Genomic DNA, 19,019 nt, shown 5'->3' on the forward strand with positions numbered 1-19,019 from the left:
ATGTTTAAAAAAATTCTGATTATATCACTTTCCATATTCATATTAATGAATGGTGCTGGTGCTATTGACTCTGCTAATTGGACTAGTGCTGATGTAGGTTATGAAACATTTAAAATACCTCCCCAATATGAAAATCCATACAGCAGTGACTTTGACATGTATGAATTTGATGAAGACATTGATGTTTTTACAATCAGATATGTAAATCCGAATCTGATGGATTTATATGGTCATTTTCTAAATGAATACCATGGAAAAAAGGTTAATGTTGCAGGCCATGATGCTGTACACTTCACATATTATGATAGGCATGACAAGACCAACAATTCAGTATTATGGTTTTCAGCAGGTGAGGAATTCTATTATATCAATTGGATTGGCAGCAATATTACACCGGCAATTAAGGAAGTTGTTAAAAGTTCCTTAAAATCAAACTACACTCATAAGGAGTTTTACAGTATATTAAATGATAATATAAAAATTACAATACTGTCAATTCCATTGAATCTCAAAGGTTTGATTATCCTACTGAGTTCTACTCATACAACTTCAGAAATGGTTTAAGTATTGGAAAGATATATTGAAACCCGTGAATAGTCCGGCTATGGGATAATCAAATGTTCATTAAAGAAAATATTAGGAAGCTCTGAGCTTTAGTGGATAAATATTATAAGAACAATCAACAAAATACAAGTAATGACTAATCACAAACACCTGCGCACTGTTATTGAAGATATATATTCGAATGGAAATAAGCTAACTGAAGAACTCACTGCCCGCCTAATACATGAATTCAGATACTCCAATTTGTATATTCCCTCTAAAAAAGAGGACAATAAGCTGAATTTTATTATTTATGAGGATGATGATTCCAAACTTACTCCATTATTTACTGATTTGGATGAATTTAGAAAATTCTATAAGGATGAGGATGTTCGGGCATTGCAAAATCCATTTGAATTGTATCAGAATGTCTTAAAGACAACGGATATTGAAGGTTACATCTTAAATCCTGCTTCTGAAAAGTATTTGTTTAAAAAAGAATTTATTTTAGCTATTAACAATATTCCAAAGACTGATTTTTACACTACCAATCCCTACTCGGAAGAGGAATTATTAAATATGAAAAGGTCAGTTGATAATAAAAATTTGGAAAGATTTATTGAAAATAGAGCAAATATTGGGGATTTTGAGGGTTTATTTGAACAGATGGCAAATTCACAGTTATTTGCTTTAATGTTGTCTGATTTAAAACTTAATAAGGAGATGATTTCACTTAAAAAAAGTGGTCCTGTTGCGGCAATGTATACTGATAATGTAGGTGGCATCTATGCAACTTTATTTACATCTGAGAGAAAAATGGATGCAGTAAAGACAAAAAAATACAAATATTCCCAATTAGTTAATCTTGCAACACTTGTTAATTTTATCCTGACTGAGGATATGGACGGCCTTATTGTAAATCCGGAAAGTGACAATGTGTTAGTTCCAAGAACCACTCTTCTTAGATACTCTCTTGGTTTTGAGATGTATGCAAATGATGAAAGACTATCAGAATCAATGTTTTATCTCTTTAGGATTGAATGAACTCATTATTATTAAAACAATATATAATATGATTAAAATATTAATCTAAAATTTTAATAATCATGTAATATATATTCATAATTATGTCCGAATTATCACAATTAATTCAAATCAATAAAAATATTGAAAAACAGAATGAGGAAATAATTCGTCTTTTAAAAGTAATTGCTTGCGAAAAACAAGAAGGAGAAAATTCAGATAAATCAGTTATTGATTTAGGCGAGCTGTATTTGGAAGATGATGCAAGTTTTGAAGCAGAGCCAAAAGAAGGGGAAATTGAAAACCTTTGGAGAGTTGGATCTCTTCTGGATAATTCAATTGATGTTGGTGAAGTCTATTTTATTGAAGGTACTGACATCTTCAGGTTATCAGTTAAAAATAATGAAACAAGCATTGATAATTTAACAGGTGATGGTCAGGCAAATATATTTGCATTAGAAGAAACAATTGCAAATGAATCCGTCAAAAACAATAAAAGTTTAGAAGACAGTACAGTAATACTGAGCAGCGAACATTCACAAAATTTACCTGAAACTTTAAAGATTTGTGTAGAACAAGGTGCTAAAAAAGTATATATGCATTTATTTGCATCATCCCAATTAGTAGGAGCACCACAATCATTAATGGAACTGATTAAATTTGATTTTTATAAAAATAATGAACATTTAGTTGAAAAATTGTTTAAATAGGTGATATATATGTCTAAATTTTGTCCGAAATGCGGTGAAGAGTTAGTAGATGATGCGAAATTCTGTAAAAACTGTGGTGAAACTATAAAAACAGAACAGGAAACACAAAACAATGAAGTTCAAAATGTTGAAAATGACCATAAAATAGCTTTAATTTTAGGATATGTCTGTGCTATTTTAATTCCATTATTTGGATTAATATTTGGTATTTATTTAGTGACCCGTAAAGACTCCTCCAAAGCTAATTATCATGGGAAAATCATCATTGGAATAGCTATTGTAATATGGATCATTTCATTTTTATTGATGATGTGAAATCTGAGTGTGGAAATTATTTGGAGGTTGATTAAAAAATCAGCCTCTAATCAACCATTGCAGATGTTCACTAAAGCACAGGTTCTGCCAATGAGAGAAATATCCATAGATTCTGATTTTGACGTAGGTGAAATTACATCTAAAATCAATAAATTAATGTCAGAATGGCCTATTCAGCTTTTAGATATCATTGGACCTAATTGGATTGTGTTTGGCTATGACATGAAAGTTAAATTCGTTTTAATATTCGATGCTGACTTTAATGATTTGGAAACCCAAATAAAATTAGAAGATTTAAGATTAAATGTTATCCATCATATTGAAAGTTTAAAAGGACTGCATATAGGGATAACCTGATAAATGCTGTTTTTTTCGATTAAAAAAAAGAAAGAATTAATTGGTTAATTAATTCTTGTATTGTAGTATCTGACACCCTGATCATCGTAAGTATACCATCTGTTTACTTCTTCATCGAATTTTTCACCAATAACCGGTACATATGAATCAGACTGGGGATTGTATACTTTATATGTTGTATTATTGTTGGTTAAATTCTCAAGTGGAGAATTATCTCCGACAACAGTCGTATTATTATCAATGCCGGTGCTATTGTCTATTCCAGTGGTGTTGTCTGTAACGTTTAAATGAGTATTGCCATTAAACATTGTGTAAGCTCCCACTGCTATTAATGCAACAACAAGAACTGCTATTGCAATGAGCAATATATTTTTATTTTTCATAATTACACCTTAATCTAAGTTTTAAATAAACTAGTATATTAATCTGATATGTCATAGTCATCAATAATATAATAGTCAAGTTCGGGATGTTTGGATTTGATTTCACTGTAAATCCTTTCTTTTACCTTCTCACGGTCAGCATCAAAATCAACGATAATGTCAAATGTTGCATAGTCCTCATCTTTATTTACAATAAAACCGTGAATTTCAATGATTTCCTCATATTTTGAAGCTATATTATATAAATCTTCACGGACATCCTTATAATCATTGTTTCTTGCATAAATTCCAATAGTTAAAACTATTGAGAACTCGTCATATACCTTATATACAATATTTCTAGTTAAGCTGTGTATATCAAAAGCTGTCAGATCGTCATCCACTTCAATATGCACAGACCCGCGCATATCTTCAGGACCATAATTATGTAAACTCAAATCATATGCCCCATACACTTCGGGAATTTCACAGATATACTCTTTCAGTTTACGGGAAAGCTCTGAGTCAACTCTTGAACCAATCATGCTGTCAATTGTTTCTCTAAGCATGTCAACACTTGCCTTGATAATCACGATAGAAATGACCACTCCCAGAATTCCTTCAAGAGAAACATGGAAAAATACTGAAATGACAGCAGCTATTAATGTTGAAAGAGACAGCACTGCATCGAAAAATGCATCGCTTCCAGATGCAACAAGAGCCTGTGAATTAATATCCTCACCTACATTCTTAACATATTTTCCAAGAGCAAACTTAACTAAAACGGCAACAGCAATTATGACAAGTGAAACAGCAGTATATGAAGTTGCATCCGGATTAAGTATTTTAGGCCATGATTCCATAAATGCAGTAATACCCGCCCAAAGCACAATAGCTGCAATGATTACCGAAGCAAAATATTCAACACGACCATATCCATAAGGATGATTCTTATCCGGCGCTTTACCTGCAAGCTTTGTCCCAATAATCGTAATAATGGAAGATAACGCATCAGTTAAATTATTAACAGCATCCAATGTAATGGCAATTGAATTAACAAGCATTCCAATTGTTGCTTTAAATGCAACAAGGATCAGGTTAACAACAATCCCTATCACACTTGTTTTAATGATTTTTTCTTGTCTAGTCATGATTAAAAATATCAATTTAAAATAACTTATACTTTTTTGTGTAAAAAGTTTAAATATGTCCAATCTTAATATATTGATTAAAGGAGGATTATGTCATGTCAATATATGATTTTGAAGTTAAAGATGGTGAAGGCAATACTATTTCACTCTCACAATATAAAGATAAAGTACTTTTAATTGTAAACTCAGCAACAGAATGTGGATTTACACCACAATATACACAGTTAAATGAAATTTATTCAGAATTCAATGAAGATGGTTTTGAAATTCTAGATTTCCCATGCAATCAATTTGGAGGACAGGCACCAGGAACAACAGAAGAAATCACAGAAGTCTGCCGTTCAAAATGGTTAGTCCCATATGCTATCTTTGATAAAATTGAAGTGAACGGGGAAAATGAATCACCATTATATACATATCTTAAAAAAGAACAGCCATTTAAAGATATTACTGGTGAAGGCTCAGAAGAATTCAAAAAGATTTTAGAATCAATTAATCCAAATTATATGGATAATGATGATATTAAATGGAATTTCACTAAGTTTCTGGTAGATAGAAAAGGCAATGCAATTCAAAGATTTGAACCAACTGAAGATTTAAATGATGTAAAGGAAGCTATTAAAGCTCTTTTATAATTAATATTCAATTCATGTTTTTAGTTAATTAATGAATATGATATTTAAATTTCTTGTTTTATTTTACTTTACTTTTTAATTTATAAACTTAGTTTTGAATTTAATTATTAATAAATTTCATATTCAATTACATTAGTTATTTCGTATATCTTTTACTGCTAATGAGTTAAAAAGAGAGCTATGTGAAATTATATTTGATAGAAAATATTATAATAAATTATTTTCATTTGATAATTTAATTTAAAAATTAAATAGTTATAAATTATATACATTATAAGTATAAATTAATATTATATGGAACATTATTGAAATGGAGATGATAAGATTATTGTTAAAAGTTTTAAAAAAAGTTTAATAATTTTTTATATTATTTTAATATTATTTTGTTCTATTGGATTTATTTCAGCTAGTGAAAATATTTCATCCAATTGTTCATTAGAACATGTAAATGTAAATAATATACATACAATAAATGTTGATAATAATATAGAATCCACTTTAGAAAATAATTTGGAATCAGATAATGTAAGTAAGAATATTTCTACTTCATTAAATAAAACACAAAATAAAACATTAATTAATAATGAAACATACAAAAAAACAACATTAGAATTTTCCCCTATTATAACTGAATATACTTCAGGAAACATAATTTATACAGTTAAAGCTTATTCATTATTGAATTATAATGGAATGAAATATAAAGATCCTAAATACAATTCCCTTATTAAGATAAAACTATATACAGGTAATTCTTTTAAAAGTTATTCATCACATATAGACAATAATGGCATTGCTTCTATCAAAGTACCTGATTTATCTATTGGCTATCATAAGGTTGAGATTTTTATTGATAATGTGCAAGGAGCAACATCATACATAAAAGTAATTAAATCTACTACTAAAGTATATGCTCCAACTACAATTATAAAATTTAAGAAAAATATGAATTATAAAATTAAAGTCGTAGATAGTCATAATAATCCTGTAAAAAATATTATACTTAAAGTTAAAGTTTATACTGATAGCAAATATAATATTTATAGCATTAAAACAAATTCTAAAGGGTTAGCAACACTTAAAATTAATAAATTATCTTTAAAGACTCATAAAATTGTTATTACAACTAATAATAAAAATTATAAAATTAATAAAAATTCAAAAATTTTAATTAAAAAAACAATTCCTAAAAAAATTGAAACATTAACAGTATCCTCTCCAAATAAAACAATACAAAGAGGTACTTCTTTCACGATTAAACTTACAGATGATTATAATGATATTGTGAAAAAAGTTTCAATTAAAGTCAATATATACACAGGTAAAAAATTTAAAACTTTTAAAATTACAACAAATAATAACGGTGTGGCAAAACTTAAAACAGATAAACTCTCATTAGGAACTCATAACTTAAAAATTGCATCCAATAATAAAAATTACAAATTTCATAAAACTTTTAAAATAACACTCGTTAAAACAATTATTCATGATGATATTAAAACTTTAGTGTTAAAAAATATTACTTACTACCAAACAAAAGATGGAAAATTCAATGCTAAATTAGGTTGGTATTCTAAAGTTGGAAGTTCATATCAAATTTTAAGAAAAACAAATGAAAATTATAACATAATTTCTACAGTCAAATCAAATTCATCATTTACAACATTCTATGATAAAATTGATGGAAATGCTTCATACACATATTCTGTTAGAGAGATTATTGTGAAAAATAATGATATTATATTAGGGCCATATGATAAAGAAGGTTTAAAATTATTGAAGAGTCCTAATATTACTGCTGATTTTCAGAATTTAAAAGCTGAAATTACTTGGAATAAAGTTGAAGGTGCAACAAAGTATATTATATTTAGAAAAATTGGTCGTGATGCTAATTTTAAAGCTATTGGTATTGTTAATAGCAATGTATTAAATTACACTGATTTTTATTATAAAACCCCAAAACAATTAAGAAGTATTCTTAATAGTAATACTTTTGTAGATCCAAGTTTTAATAACTTGTTTTATACAGTACGTGCATGTACTGTCAAAAATACATCTGGAATCAATCAAATAAGTTATGGATCCTATTTAATTGATGGAGATTTCCATTTAGAAGCACCAAGTATTATTTCCCTTAAAGATAATGAAATTAAATGGGGTAAAGTTCCAAATGCTGATGGTTATTTAATTCTTAAAAAGAATAGTGATGATGATGAATGGACCATTATTAATCAAGTTGCACAAAATGAATCCAATACTATTACATTGAAGTTAAATAATATTGAAAATAGTTCTTATTATTCTGTTAAAGCATTTGCTAAAAAAAATGGTGAAATCATTTACAGTAAATTTGATTCTGGATTTAGTCTAAAAAATTACTCAAAAGATAATTCTAAATATAAAATTTTATATTTTGGAGATAGTATTACATATGGTTCACCTTACAAATCAAATTCAAACAAACACATTTTTTCTATTCCCTATAGAGTAGGAGAATTACTTGGATGTGTTTACTATAATCCTTCTATTCCAGGTTCCACTTATCATGATTTAGGGCAAAAAGATGGAAAGAATATTGAAAATACAAAATATTATAGATATCGTATTTGTAGAGAGGTTGTTGACCAAATATCTATTGGTGAACTTCCTGGAAATTGGAAAGAACTTGATAATTTAAAAAATAGTGAAGGTATAACAAATACATATATTGATGACTATAATATTGTTGTATTAGCCGCAGGAACCAATGATTATCTTGATAATTCCATATTAGGCTCTATAAATTCTGTTGATACACATACATTCAATGGTGCACTTAATCATATTCTTAATAAAATAGAAACTGCGAGCAAAACACGTGTTGAAAGAGGTGAATCCCCTATTAAAGTAATATTTGTAGATTTATGTTATTCAGATCGTGCATATGATAAAACAATAAAAGAAAATAGAGATGTAACCAAAAATAAAATTGGTTTAACATTGAATGATTATCAAAATGCATTAAATAAACAGTACAATAAATGGAAAAATAATAACTTTTTAACATTATATAATTTTAAAACAAGAGATTATAATATTGTTAATCAAGAAAACTGTCCATATACTACATCAGATAATTTACATTTTTCAAAATTCACTTATGGCCAATATGGTAATGCATTTGCAAGTTTTCTTAAAGAAAATATTTTTTATAATTAGTATTAAATATTAAAACTTAATATTTTGATTATCAAAATCATTCTTTTATTCTTAAGAGTGTTTAGCAAAACTCAAAAATTAATTTTTGATAAATGCAAAGATTGATCCAATTGTAAATAAAGAAAATTTTGCATAGTCAATTTATTTTTAGCAGATACTTTAAAATAAATCAATAATTTAGTAGATATAATGGACTTTGCAGATTAATACTAATATTACTTAAAAATTTAGGGATATACTATGAAAAACCACACAAAATAAATATGAATTCACGAATGATCTTATTATTCACAAACAATAAAAAAACAGTAGAGTGTTCACCAAAAGTAATTTTTTCGATACAAATTTTTCTTTGTTTTTGAATTGAAGTATTTTTAATTAGTTTTAAAAATTAATTTTAGATTTTTGGCGGACACCTAGTAATATAAAAGAAAATTCACATGATAACAAGCTTAAAAAATATATACTGGACTGGCTCTTTCTATGATAATTATTAATAGTTTAAAAAATATATTATATATTTAATACATGATAGGGGATAATAATGAAGAAAATTATTACATATGGAACATTTGATTTATTCCATAAAGGACATTATAACATATTAAAAAGAGCTAAGATGTACGGTGATTACTTAATTGTAGGAGTCACTGGAGAAAATTATGATATAGGTCGTGGAAAATTAAATGTTAATGATTCTCTTGCAACAAGAATTGAAAATGTTCAAAAAACTGGTTTTGCAGATGAAATAATTGTTGAAGAATATCTTGGACAAAAAATTGGCGATATAATAAAATATGATATTGATTCTTTTGTAATTGGTGATGATTGGAAAGGAAAATTTGATCATTTATCTAAATATTGTAATATGATTTATCTTGAGCGAACTAAAGGTATCTCAAGTACACAAATCCGTGAAGAAACATTTAATCAATATACTATAGGTATTGTTTGTGATTTTGTTGACGATAATCAAATTATCAATGAAGCAAAATTGGTTAATGGATTTGAAGTAAAAAATATTTTTTGTGAAGATGAAGAAATTAAAAATAAATTTCAAGAGAAATATCATTTAGAAAATTCATGTGAAGAATTTTCAGAATTGTTAGAATTATCCGATATTATTTATGTTCGTTGCAATATCTCCAAAAGATTCAATTATATTCAAAAAGCTTTAAATGCAGGTAAACATGTGATATATGACCCACCTGCAACATTTAATTATAATGAATTAGATGAACTAATACACTTAGCAGAACAAAAAAATGTAATTTTAATGGAAAATATTAAAATGGTGCATATTTATGTATTTAATCAATTGTTATGGATGACACAAGGTGGACTAATTGGAGATATATTAAGTTTTAACTGTTCAATTTCTAAAATTGATATAAATCGTCCTAATTTATTTTATGATTTAAGTGTTTATACATTATTACCTATGTTAAAAATCATGGGTCAAGATTATGAAAAGTATGATTTCATTGTAAAAAAAGATGGAGAAGATATTGAATTTGCATCAATGAATTTTGTTTATTCTAATGGAAGATCAATTATTAATGTTGGAAATAAAATTCGTGTTGATAATCAATTAGAGATTATCGGGACTGAAGGAACTATTAGGATGAAAGGCGAATGGTGGAGAAGTAGGAACTTTGAAATTCATTATCCAGAGTCACAGGAAATACAGTTATATAATACAAATTTTGAAGGAAATGGATTTAAATATCTATTACGTGAGTTATCCAGAATGTTAGATAATAATCGTATTGATACTAGAAGTATTTTTAAAGATGAATCTTTAAAAATTGTTAAAATTTTAGAACAAGTTAAAAAAATTGAGAACAATAATGGAGATTGAATATGAAACATTTATTTACTATTGGACCAGTTGAAATGTATCCGGAAACATTAAAAATTGGTGGAAAACAAGTACCTTATTTTAGAAATGATGAATTTTCTAATATCATATTATCTATTAATAAAGGATTAAAAAAATTATTATTTAATAAAAATGGTGAAATAATCTTACTAACATCTTCAGGAACAGGTGCTATGGAAGCAACAATTATGAACTGCTTTACAAAAGAAGATAATTTAATAATTATTAATGGAGGTTCATTTGGTCATCGTTTTACTCAAATATGTGATGTACATGGGATTCCATATGAATCTGTTAATATTATTTTTGGTGAAACATTAACTAGAGAAATGATTGAAGATAAATTAAATAATGGTAAATTTACTGGTTTGCTTGTAAATTTAGATGAAACATCAAATGGTCAATTATATGATATAAAAATGTTATCTGATGTTTGTAAAAAAAATAATTTAGTTTTTGTTGTTGATGCCATTAGTGCTTTTTTAGCCGATGAAGTAAATATGGATAAATATTCTATTGATGCTGTTATTTTAAGTTCTCAAAAAGCTTTATCATTAGCTCCAGGTTTATCAATAGTAGCTTTAAGTGAAAAAATGTTAAAAAGAGTAGAAGTTATTGATTCAGAATCCATCTATTTTGATTTTAAAGATTATTTAAAAAATGCTGAACGTGGACAAACACCTTTTACTCCAGCTGTACGAGTTATTATTGAGCTTGAAGATATGATTAAACGCTTAGAAAAAAAAGGCATATATAACATTATAAAACATACAAATGATATTGCTTCTTACTTTAGAAAAAGAGTTAATGAAATTGGACTTGAATATCCTTCATATCCACTGTCTAATGCAGTTACACCTATAATTTTCCCAAAAAATAATGCTGACTTAGTATATAAAAGATTAATTGAAGATTATGGATTTGTTGTTAATCCAAGTGGTGGTAACTTTGCTAAATCAATGTTTCGTGTTTCACATGTTGGAAACCAATCTATTGAAGATTGTGAAGAATTAATTTTAGCAATATCTGAAATAATCAAAAAATTATAATGGAGAGAGTTAATTGAGTAATATGAACTCCATACAGAAAAATTTATTTCAATTACTTGTTGAATTTGATGAAATTTGTAAAAAGTATGATATCAAATATCTTTTAGCAGCTGGTGCTTCATTAGGTGCAGTTAGAAATCATAGATTTATGCCATGGGATGATGATATTGATTTATATATTACAAGGGAGAATTGGAATAAATTAAGACATATTTTAGAAACAGAAAAAGATGTTCTTCCTAATGGCCGTTCTTTTGTTTATAAAGAAAATACTCCATATTATTCCAATCCACTTCCAAGATATATCAATGATACCACAACAACAATGTACAGAAACCAAGCATTAGCTGGAAAAGCATGTGGACAACATTTAGAAATATTTATTTTTGATCCTATTCCTCGTGGCGAGAAAGAAAAACAAAAATACCTTGATTTATTACATGTTTATACAGAATTACTTTCACCTTATTTTATAGTAAATAAACATGCTACTTATGAAGATTGGGAAAAACATTACAAGCTCTATAAAAAGTATTGTGATAGAATAGATAAAGAAGGTGAAGAAAAAGTATTGAACGAACTTGAAAATACATTGCAGCAATACTCAATTGAAGATTGTGATGAATATTGTATGTGTTGGGGAACAAAAGATTATATTTATGATAAAGAACTTTTCCAGGAAGGACAAATGGGACTGTTTGAAGGTAAAGAATTTCCGATTGGTAAACATCCAGAAGGTATTCTTAGAATTGCTTATGGTGATAGTTGGATGTATATTCCTGAAATTGATGAACAAATTGTTCATGGTGGAATAAAATATGATAATATCTCTTTCAAAGAATATACTGATAAATATCTTCATAAAATAAATCGTGATTCTGCATTTGAAAAATTTAAGATTAATAAACGAAATAATGTAGATTTATATAATGTTCGTGAAAAAGTACGAATGTTAATTGCAAAAGAAAAAGTCCAAGTTGGATGCATGCATTTCAAAAATAATTTAAAAGAAAATGAAGAGTTATTGCGTTCATTATTAGAAAATGGAGATTATTTAGAATTATCTGAACGATTTGAGGAATATTCAATTTTGCAATCAATGAATGAAGTGCAAAAATTTAAAATTTTTGTTCCAATTACAGATAAAAATCTTGCAACATTTTTATTAAATTTATTGAAACAAGGAAAATATTATCAAATAAATAAATATTTAAATATTCGTAAATTAAATGAATCTCCACTTACTAAAGAGTTAATAACTATTGAAAATGAAGTTGAATTTTGTAGGAAATTATCAATAGCTCGATATGATAATAAAGATGAAGAATTAGTTCAAAGTATCATTGATAAATATGACGGCATATTCTCAGATTTATTAGATATTTATAGAGCAAAATTATGGATTAAAGAAATTAATGCAAAATCTAGTAAAGATTATAAAGATATTAATAATTTATGTAATGAAATATTAAAAAAATATCCATTTGATGGAGAGACAATGGCTATACAAGCAAAAGCTAAATCTGAATTAGGCCAGGAAAATGAATCATTAGAACTTTATAAAAAATCTATTTTAAATACTAGAAATGGATTAATATGGCAAAAAGTTGAAGACGAAAGTGGAATTAGCCGTATGGAAATGGAACGTGAATTAATTGAGGAGGAAAATTAATGAAATCAAAACAAGATATTCAATTAGAATTACTTCAAGAAATTGATGATATATGTTCTAAAAATGATTTAAAATATATATTTGTCGGAAAAAATGCTTTTAATGCTTATGTTAATCATACAATAAAAAATAATAATGCTCACGTTTCAGTTGCTATGACATTAGGGGATATTAATCGTTTTTGCAATATTATTGAAAAACAAAATAATCCTAATCGTTATGTTGAAAGTATGTTTACCAATCCAAAATATATTCCATTGTATATATCTTATGGTAATGAAAATACAACTGATTACCATATGATTATCTTAAATAATAATCTCCATCATGGAATCAATATTCGTATTTATCCAATCATCAAATCCGTTACATTAGATGATGAAAAAATTAAGATAATGGATTCTAAAATATATAAAGAATATAAATTTCGTAAATTTTTAAATAAGAAGATTATAAACAAAAAATTCTTGCCTATAAAAATAGGTATCTCATTATTAAATAATATCTACAATATTTCTGGTTTTAGAAAAAAATATCCTGATAAAATTTTTAATAAAATATACATTGATAATTGGGATGATATTCAAAACTATTCCAAAGTAAGAATTGGAAAAAAAATAATTAATTCAGAATATTTTAAAGAACTTACAAGATACAAAGTGGACAATATAGAATTAAATTATCCTAAAGATACAGATAACTATTTTAAACAAATTTACGGTAGAAATATAGAAAATGTAAATGTTGTGCTTAAACCAGAAAGAAAAAATGCAATTGTTGATACTGAAATAGGTTACAAAAAGATTATTAATGAAACAAAAGATTTATTAGATGAAATTCGGTCTACTCATGAAGAATTGGTTTGGGGGAGATTTAAAGTTCGCAGAGAAAAAAAATGTGTTGATGATGTTTGGAAATTAGTTAAAATGACTAATTCTCAAATTAAATATATTGACTTTTTTGAAGAAAATATCGATTATTTATTAAGTTTGGATTTAAATGATAAATCTCAATTTGAAGAAATGGAAATTATTTTAAATCCAATTATTAAAAAATTACAAAAGTATGCTAATAAAGGTATGACCTTTTCTATTGATGAAAAAACTGATTCATTAATTAGAAAATTTTTATTATTAAAAAACAATGAAAAATTAATTAATAAAATAGACGAAATTAACAAACTTAAATATTTCGTTGAATAATTTGAATATTAATTGTTAGATAAATAATTCAAAGTGATAATATTATTAATATTCATAATATATACACAAAAGAATAAACTTATTAAAGCATATGAAGAAAATAATATCGAAGTATTATGAATAAATGTCTTGCTTTAAACTATTCTTATTCAACATGTGAATATTTAAGAAAAAAACAGATATTAACTAAAAAAATTGATAAATTCAGAATTAATATTTAATTAATAAATAAAGATAGTGAATAGAGTTATATGATAATCGAATGTACAAATGACAATATTAAAACTGTATTTAATTATATTGGGGAAGATTATGGAAAATGTTTATATATTTTCATCGATTTAAAAAAATATGGTTTGGATGATGATAATTTTAATGTTTGGATTCAGTATAATAATGATAAAATTTGTGCCATAATTAGTGAATACTATAATGGAATCCAGATTTATAGTAAATTTGAAGATCTCATAATTGAAGAAATCGTCAAATTTATTAAACAAAAAGATGTTAAAACATTATTTTCAATTAAACCAATTATTAATAAAATTAATGAATTTTTACCCAATTATAAACAAGAAACTGGAATAGTTGGTGAGTTAAAAAAATTGATTTTTGAACCAAATGTCCATGCATATTCAGCACCAATATCTGAATTAGAAGAAATTGTCAAATTAGTTTCAGAAGATGAAAATATTGGAAAACCCTATGGATATGATTCATTATTTTCACAGTATTATGAAAGAAAAACCAGTAATTTTGGTCGTAATTTTGTTTTACGTGATAAAATTAATAATGAAATTATCTGTCATGCTGGTACCTATGCTGAACTTCCAGAATTTGCAGTGATAGGTGGTGTGATTACTTCAAAACAATACCGAGGAAAAGGATTTTCTAAAGGAACATTATCTGCTCTTTGTCATCAATTAAAATCTGAAAATAAACGTGTTTTTTCATACTATTACATTCCATCTGCAACAAAAATGCACACTTCTGTTGGATTTAAAAAAATAGAAGAATGGTCTAAATTATCAAAAATTGATTAATAAATTTAGTTAAATAAATAGTTATTTAACATACCAAAATTATATAATTAATGCTATAAATGAAAAAATATCCTTAAAAAATAGGTATTGTAAACTGAAATTTGAAAAATAAATAAAATAAATATTATTTAAAAAATAACTTCATTAAACTAAAAAGATAATATTTTTATAATTACAGATAAAAATTAATATTTAATAATAAAAAAGATATCTAGGGATTAAAATGTATAAAAAAATTCTATTGCCAACTGACGGATCAGGGTATGCAGATCAGGAAATTGACAGAGTAACCAGATTAATAAATGAAGATGGTGAAATAATAATTTTATCTGTTGCTCCCAAATTATCAACCAGCGCTTTTCAAAGAAGAAAAGACATTGAACAACTTAATAAGACATTTTTTGAAGAAGCGGAAGATGTTGTTGAAAAAATGAAAAATAAGTTTCCTGAAAATTACAATATTAAAACCATTACAAAATATGGTTTTCCAGCTGAAACAATTACCAATACTGCTAAAGAAGAAGGTGCTGAGTTAATTGTAATTTCTGCTTCAGGAAAAAGTGGAATTCATCAATTTGTAATCGGAAGTGTAGCTGAAAAAGTTCTTAAACTTTCAGAAATTGATGTATTATTAGTTCACAACAAATAAGGGGATATAAATGGATTTAAAAAAGATTGCAATTGTAGTTAGCATACTTCTTATAATAGCTATTGGATCTTTTGCATACATCTCTTTAAACACACAAGAAACAAAAGTTGACATAATTACTCAAAACACTATACACAATGGAGACATTATTACAGTTCAACTTAAAGATTTATATAGAAACGGAATTCCAAATCAGGCTATTGATTTGAAAATTTTAGATGACTCCGGATGGGCTCATAACTATAATGCAACTACAGATGAACTTGGAATCGGTCAAATACAAATACTAGGCCTTGAAAATGGAAATTATACTGCTCATGCAAAATTCAATGGAACTTTATTTTTAAAAGAATCTGCAAATCATGTTTCATTCGAAGTGACAGACGGATATTTCTGATTGGAGTTCACACTCCATTTTTATCTTTTTTTAATATAGTTTACCCCACCTAAAACATTCAGTTAAATCAACCGGATTTTTATAATTATTAATGAATTAATTATTTATTCATAAAAGTTAACAAAGATACATAAATATTTCCTCAAATACATTATTTTTAAATAATGCAACAAATAAAAATATATAATTGTATAATTTAATGAGTAATTTTTATGAATATTATAAACAGTACTAGTGATTTAGATTATGATTTTACAATTGTATTATATAATATCGAGAATTGTATTGAAGATTCAATTAAATCCGTAATAAATCAAAAATATGATTTTAAAAAAGTTGAAATAATTTTTATCAATGACGGATCCGATAAAAATCATAAAATAGCTTTAAACTATCAGAAAAAATATCCCAAAAACTTTTTCATAGTAGAAAATGATGAAAAAGATATGGCTGAATCACTAAATTTAGGTCTGAATCATTCAAAAGGAGAATATATTAATTTTTTAAATAGTGGAGACATATTATCCAATGATACATTAAGTGAAGTAAATTCATTTTTTAGTAAAGTTACTTCATCAGATGTTGTTGGCATTCGTGTAGATGAAGGTAGGGAAAAATTTTCAATTGACTATAGCTTTATAAAATCAAATCAGATTATTGATATATCCCAATATCCTGAAGTTATTAATTCTATTTTAAGTTCATTTTTTATTAAAAAAGAGAGCGTTAATGTTAATTTTGATATAAATCCATATGAAAAATCTGATTTATTATTTATTGATGAACTACTAATTAATTCCAAAATAGGATTTGTTATACAACCAAAAGTTCAAAAATCAAGTTCCAATTATTTAATTAAAAATAAAAGTACATTAAATCAATTTAAACACTATTATGATTCCATTTACACTTTCTGTAATGAACAGCTAGGCTATATTCCGAATTACATCCAATATAAAATAGCTATTGAACTTGCAAGCATTGTTGAAATTGAAGACATTGACGATATCTTAATTGACAATATGACTGCTAGTGATGCATACAGTTACATAAATAAAGTTCTGAATCATATCAGTTTAAGCAATATTAAAGGAAATATTTTTATTAATCAGCATACACAAAATTTCTTATTATATCTGAAAAATAAGGATTTTCATATTGATGTGGATGGAAATGAAGTTATATTTTACTGCGGCAGTTATGTTTTAAATGTATTGACAAGACAGAACCTTTGGTTGGATATTATTGAAATCAAGGAAGATTACATTAATTTTTCCGGAAGTATTACCAGTTACTGTGAATATGATCATATCAGTATTGAAGCTATAAAAGAAGCAAATGGTGAAACTGAAATCATTCCCGTTAAATTTATTGACTACAGTACAACTGAACGTAAAGTTAAAAAGTTTTTATCCGTTCCATGGGTATATAGCTATAATTTTGATGCCCATATTCAAATTTCTGACTGTGAAAATTGTAAAATATCATTTAGATATACTTACTCCGAGAAAGAAACTGGAATTACTGTAATGCCAAATATTAAATTTAGAAAATTTGCTAGTTTATCTAAATTTAGCCATTATTTTATTAAAGATTCTAGAATTGTATTATTTACACAAAATTCATTTTTAGTAATGCCTTATTCATTAAAGAAAGTTTTTAAATTTGAGTTTAGTTCAATTAAAAAAATACTTCAAAGTACAGCGAAAAATAAAATTAAAACTATTGGTTATAAAGCAATATATTTAGCGCTATTTCATTATATGAAAAATAAGAAAATTTGGCTCATGGGAGATAGAAAAGAGTTTGCAGATGATAATGCAGAGTATTTATTCAAATATTGCATAAAACAGAAGGATGATGTTAATAAGTATTTTGTTGTAAATAAAAACTCGCCGGATTATAAACGATTAAATAGAGAATGTGGGAATATTGTTGCTTTCGGATCCCTAAAACATAAGTTATTATTCACATTTTCAGATAAGTTAATCTCATCACAAGTAAATAAGTTTATTTTAAATCCCTTTTTAAGAAGTAATCAGTTTCTATATAATGGTGTGCTATTGCATGATGAGTGTTTCATCCAGCATGGAATTATCTTACATGATTTATCAAGCTGGATTAGAAAATATATTTATAATTTATCATTATTTGTTACAAGCGCTGAAGCAGAGTGGGAGTCAATTGCAAATACTAACTATAATTTTGATACTGAACGAATACAACTTTTAGGTCTTCCAAGATACGATAATTTAGTTAATAATGCTGATAAACAAATATTATTTGTTCCCACATGGAGACGTGATCTGGATGATCCCCAATTACTCGTTAATTCCGAGTATTTTAATAATATCAATAGCATTTTAAATAATGAAAAATTAATTAAACTAGCACGTGATTACGGATATTCTTTAGTTTTTAGACCACATCCAGAATTATGGAGATATCTGGATTTATTTGATATTTCAGATGAATTTAGAATTTCTAATGAATCATATTCAACATTGTTAAGTGAATCATCAGTCATGATTACAGATTATTCATCAATTGCTTTTGATTTTGCATATTTAAAAAAACCGCTGATTTACTATCAGACTCAGGACTTTGAAAATTTCCATTATGAAAAGGGATATTTCGATTATGAAACAATGGGATTTGGTGAAATTATAAAAACACAAGAAGAGTTGATTAATAAGATTGAATTCTATATGAAAAATGGTTCTGTTCTTGAAGACAAGTACAAGCAAAGATCAGCTAAGTTTTTCAGATTCCATGATAGAAATAACTCTAAAAGAATATATGACTGGTTAATTAAGCATTAAATTATGGAG

Annotated in this window: 17 protein-coding genes; 15 read left to right on the forward strand and 2 right to left on the reverse strand. The window is 26.1% G+C overall.

Annotated elements, in window-relative coordinates:
* From EDC42_RS06595 to EDC42_RS06615, 5 genes are all read left to right on the forward strand, one after another.
* Positions 1–564: a hypothetical protein gene (locus EDC42_RS06595; RefSeq protein ID WP_069574630.1), complete on the forward strand. Its 564-nt coding sequence runs from the start codon at positions 1–3 to the stop codon at positions 562–564.
* A 132-nt stretch (positions 565–696) separates the two neighbouring features.
* The gene (locus EDC42_RS06600; protein WP_069574631.1) at positions 697–1,587 is read left to right on the forward strand and encodes an SseB family protein; all 891 of its coding nucleotides are present in this window, start codon (positions 697–699) and stop codon (positions 1,585–1,587) included.
* 83 nt (positions 1,588–1,670) lie between these two features.
* Positions 1,671–2,276: a hypothetical protein gene (locus EDC42_RS06605; protein WP_069574632.1), complete on the forward strand. Its 606-nt coding sequence runs from the start codon at positions 1,671–1,673 to the stop codon at positions 2,274–2,276.
* 9 nt (positions 2,277–2,285) lie between these two features.
* Positions 2,286–2,591: a zinc-ribbon domain-containing protein gene (locus EDC42_RS06610; protein WP_069574633.1), complete on the forward strand. Its 306-nt coding sequence runs from the start codon at positions 2,286–2,288 to the stop codon at positions 2,589–2,591.
* A 9-nt stretch (positions 2,592–2,600) separates the two neighbouring features.
* Positions 2,601–2,948 carry a hypothetical protein gene (locus EDC42_RS06615; RefSeq protein ID WP_069574634.1) on the forward strand — a complete coding sequence of 116 codons (348 nt, stop codon included), beginning with the start codon at positions 2,601–2,603 and terminating at the stop codon, positions 2,946–2,948.
* A gap of 44 nt (positions 2,949–2,992) precedes the next feature.
* Here the strand turns inward: EDC42_RS06615 and EDC42_RS06620 are convergent, their stop codons facing one another.
* Positions 2,993–3,331 carry a hypothetical protein gene (locus EDC42_RS06620; protein ID WP_069574635.1) on the reverse strand — a complete coding sequence of 113 codons (339 nt, stop codon included), beginning with the start codon at positions 3,329–3,331 and terminating at the stop codon, positions 2,993–2,995.
* 38 nt (positions 3,332–3,369) lie between these two features.
* The gene (locus EDC42_RS06625) at positions 3,370–4,461 is read right to left on the reverse strand and encodes a cation diffusion facilitator family transporter (protein WP_069574636.1); all 1,092 of its coding nucleotides are present in this window, start codon (positions 4,459–4,461) and stop codon (positions 3,370–3,372) included.
* A gap of 95 nt (positions 4,462–4,556) precedes the next feature.
* Here EDC42_RS06625 and EDC42_RS06630 point away from each other — a divergent pair, with 95 nt between their 5' ends.
* The 10 genes from EDC42_RS06630 (at position 4,557) to EDC42_RS06675 (ending at position 19,010) form a co-directional block, all read left to right on the forward strand.
* Positions 4,557–5,096 (forward strand): glutathione peroxidase, encoded by a 540-nt coding sequence (locus tag EDC42_RS06630; protein WP_069574638.1) that lies wholly within the window; start codon positions 4,557–4,559, stop codon positions 5,094–5,096.
* A 510-nt stretch (positions 5,097–5,606) separates the two neighbouring features.
* Positions 5,607–8,294, forward strand: a complete 2,688-nt coding sequence (locus tag EDC42_RS06635; RefSeq protein WP_069574639.1) for an SGNH/GDSL hydrolase family protein — start codon at positions 5,607–5,609, stop codon at positions 8,292–8,294.
* 544 nt (positions 8,295–8,838) lie between these two features.
* The gene (locus tag EDC42_RS09640; protein WP_069574640.1) at positions 8,839–10,155 is read left to right on the forward strand and encodes a Gfo/Idh/MocA family oxidoreductase; all 1,317 of its coding nucleotides are present in this window, start codon (positions 8,839–8,841) and stop codon (positions 10,153–10,155) included.
* Positions 10,156–10,157: 2 nt separating this feature from the next.
* Positions 10,158–11,225: a pyridoxal-phosphate-dependent aminotransferase family protein gene (locus EDC42_RS06645; protein WP_083234853.1), complete on the forward strand. Its 1,068-nt coding sequence runs from the start codon at positions 10,158–10,160 to the stop codon at positions 11,223–11,225.
* A gap of 22 nt (positions 11,226–11,247) precedes the next feature.
* Complete coding sequence (locus EDC42_RS06650) at positions 11,248–12,897, forward strand: LicD family protein (protein ID WP_069574641.1); 1,650 nt, start codon at positions 11,248–11,250, stop codon at positions 12,895–12,897.
* Complete coding sequence (locus tag EDC42_RS06655; protein ID WP_069574643.1) at positions 12,897–14,099, forward strand: hypothetical protein; 1,203 nt, start codon at positions 12,897–12,899, stop codon at positions 14,097–14,099. Before EDC42_RS06650 ends, EDC42_RS06655 begins: the two co-directional genes overlap by 1 nt.
* 251 nt (positions 14,100–14,350) lie before the next feature.
* The gene (locus EDC42_RS06660; protein WP_069574645.1) at positions 14,351–15,142 is read left to right on the forward strand and encodes a GNAT family N-acetyltransferase; all 792 of its coding nucleotides are present in this window, start codon (positions 14,351–14,353) and stop codon (positions 15,140–15,142) included.
* Positions 15,143–15,365: 223 nt separating this feature from the next.
* Complete coding sequence (locus EDC42_RS06665) at positions 15,366–15,791, forward strand: universal stress protein (protein WP_069574646.1); 426 nt, start codon at positions 15,366–15,368, stop codon at positions 15,789–15,791.
* Positions 15,792–15,801: 10 nt separating this feature from the next.
* Positions 15,802–16,188: a hypothetical protein gene (locus EDC42_RS06670; RefSeq protein WP_069574647.1), complete on the forward strand. Its 387-nt coding sequence runs from the start codon at positions 15,802–15,804 to the stop codon at positions 16,186–16,188.
* A 212-nt stretch (positions 16,189–16,400) separates the two neighbouring features.
* Complete coding sequence (locus EDC42_RS06675; RefSeq protein ID WP_069574648.1) at positions 16,401–19,010, forward strand: CDP-glycerol glycerophosphotransferase family protein; 2,610 nt, start codon at positions 16,401–16,403, stop codon at positions 19,008–19,010.
* Positions 19,011–19,019 lie beyond the last annotated feature (9 nt).

The sequence above is a fragment of the Methanobrevibacter gottschalkii DSM 11977 genome, from assembly GCF_003814835.1.
GTDB lineage: Archaea > Methanobacteriota > Methanobacteria > Methanobacteriales > Methanobacteriaceae > Methanocatella > Methanocatella gottschalkii.

Bases quoted from the DNA above. Each gene is read 5' to 3' on its own strand.
- EDC42_RS06595 (WP_069574630.1), top strand. From the start codon at position 1: ATGTTTAAAAAAATTCTGATTATATCACTTTCCATATTCATATTAATG.
- EDC42_RS06600 (WP_069574631.1), top strand. From the start codon at position 697: ATGACTAATCACAAACACCTGCGCACTGTTATTGAAGATATATATTCG.
- EDC42_RS06605 (WP_069574632.1), top strand. From the start codon at position 1,671: ATGTCCGAATTATCACAATTAATTCAAATCAATAAAAATATTGAAAAA.
- EDC42_RS06610 (WP_069574633.1), top strand. From the start codon at position 2,286: ATGTCTAAATTTTGTCCGAAATGCGGTGAAGAGTTAGTAGATGATGCG.
- EDC42_RS06620 (WP_069574635.1), bottom strand. From the start codon at position 3,331: ATGAAAAATAAAAATATATTGCTCATTGCAATAGCAGTTCTTGTTGTT.
- EDC42_RS06625 (WP_069574636.1), bottom strand. From the start codon at position 4,461: ATGACTAGACAAGAAAAAATCATTAAAACAAGTGTGATAGGGATTGTT.
- EDC42_RS06630 (WP_069574638.1), top strand. From the start codon at position 4,557: ATGTCAATATATGATTTTGAAGTTAAAGATGGTGAAGGCAATACTATT.
- EDC42_RS09640 (WP_069574640.1), top strand. From the start codon at position 8,839: ATGAAGAAAATTATTACATATGGAACATTTGATTTATTCCATAAAGGA.
- EDC42_RS06645 (WP_083234853.1), top strand. From the start codon at position 10,158: ATGAAACATTTATTTACTATTGGACCAGTTGAAATGTATCCGGAAACA.
- EDC42_RS06650 (WP_069574641.1), top strand. From the start codon at position 11,248: ATGAACTCCATACAGAAAAATTTATTTCAATTACTTGTTGAATTTGAT.
- EDC42_RS06655 (WP_069574643.1), top strand. From the start codon at position 12,897: ATGAAATCAAAACAAGATATTCAATTAGAATTACTTCAAGAAATTGAT.
- EDC42_RS06660 (WP_069574645.1), top strand. From the start codon at position 14,351: ATGATAATCGAATGTACAAATGACAATATTAAAACTGTATTTAATTAT.
- EDC42_RS06665 (WP_069574646.1), top strand. From the start codon at position 15,366: ATGTATAAAAAAATTCTATTGCCAACTGACGGATCAGGGTATGCAGAT.
- EDC42_RS06670 (WP_069574647.1), top strand. From the start codon at position 15,802: ATGGATTTAAAAAAGATTGCAATTGTAGTTAGCATACTTCTTATAATA.
- EDC42_RS06675 (WP_069574648.1), top strand. From the start codon at position 16,401: ATGAATATTATAAACAGTACTAGTGATTTAGATTATGATTTTACAATT.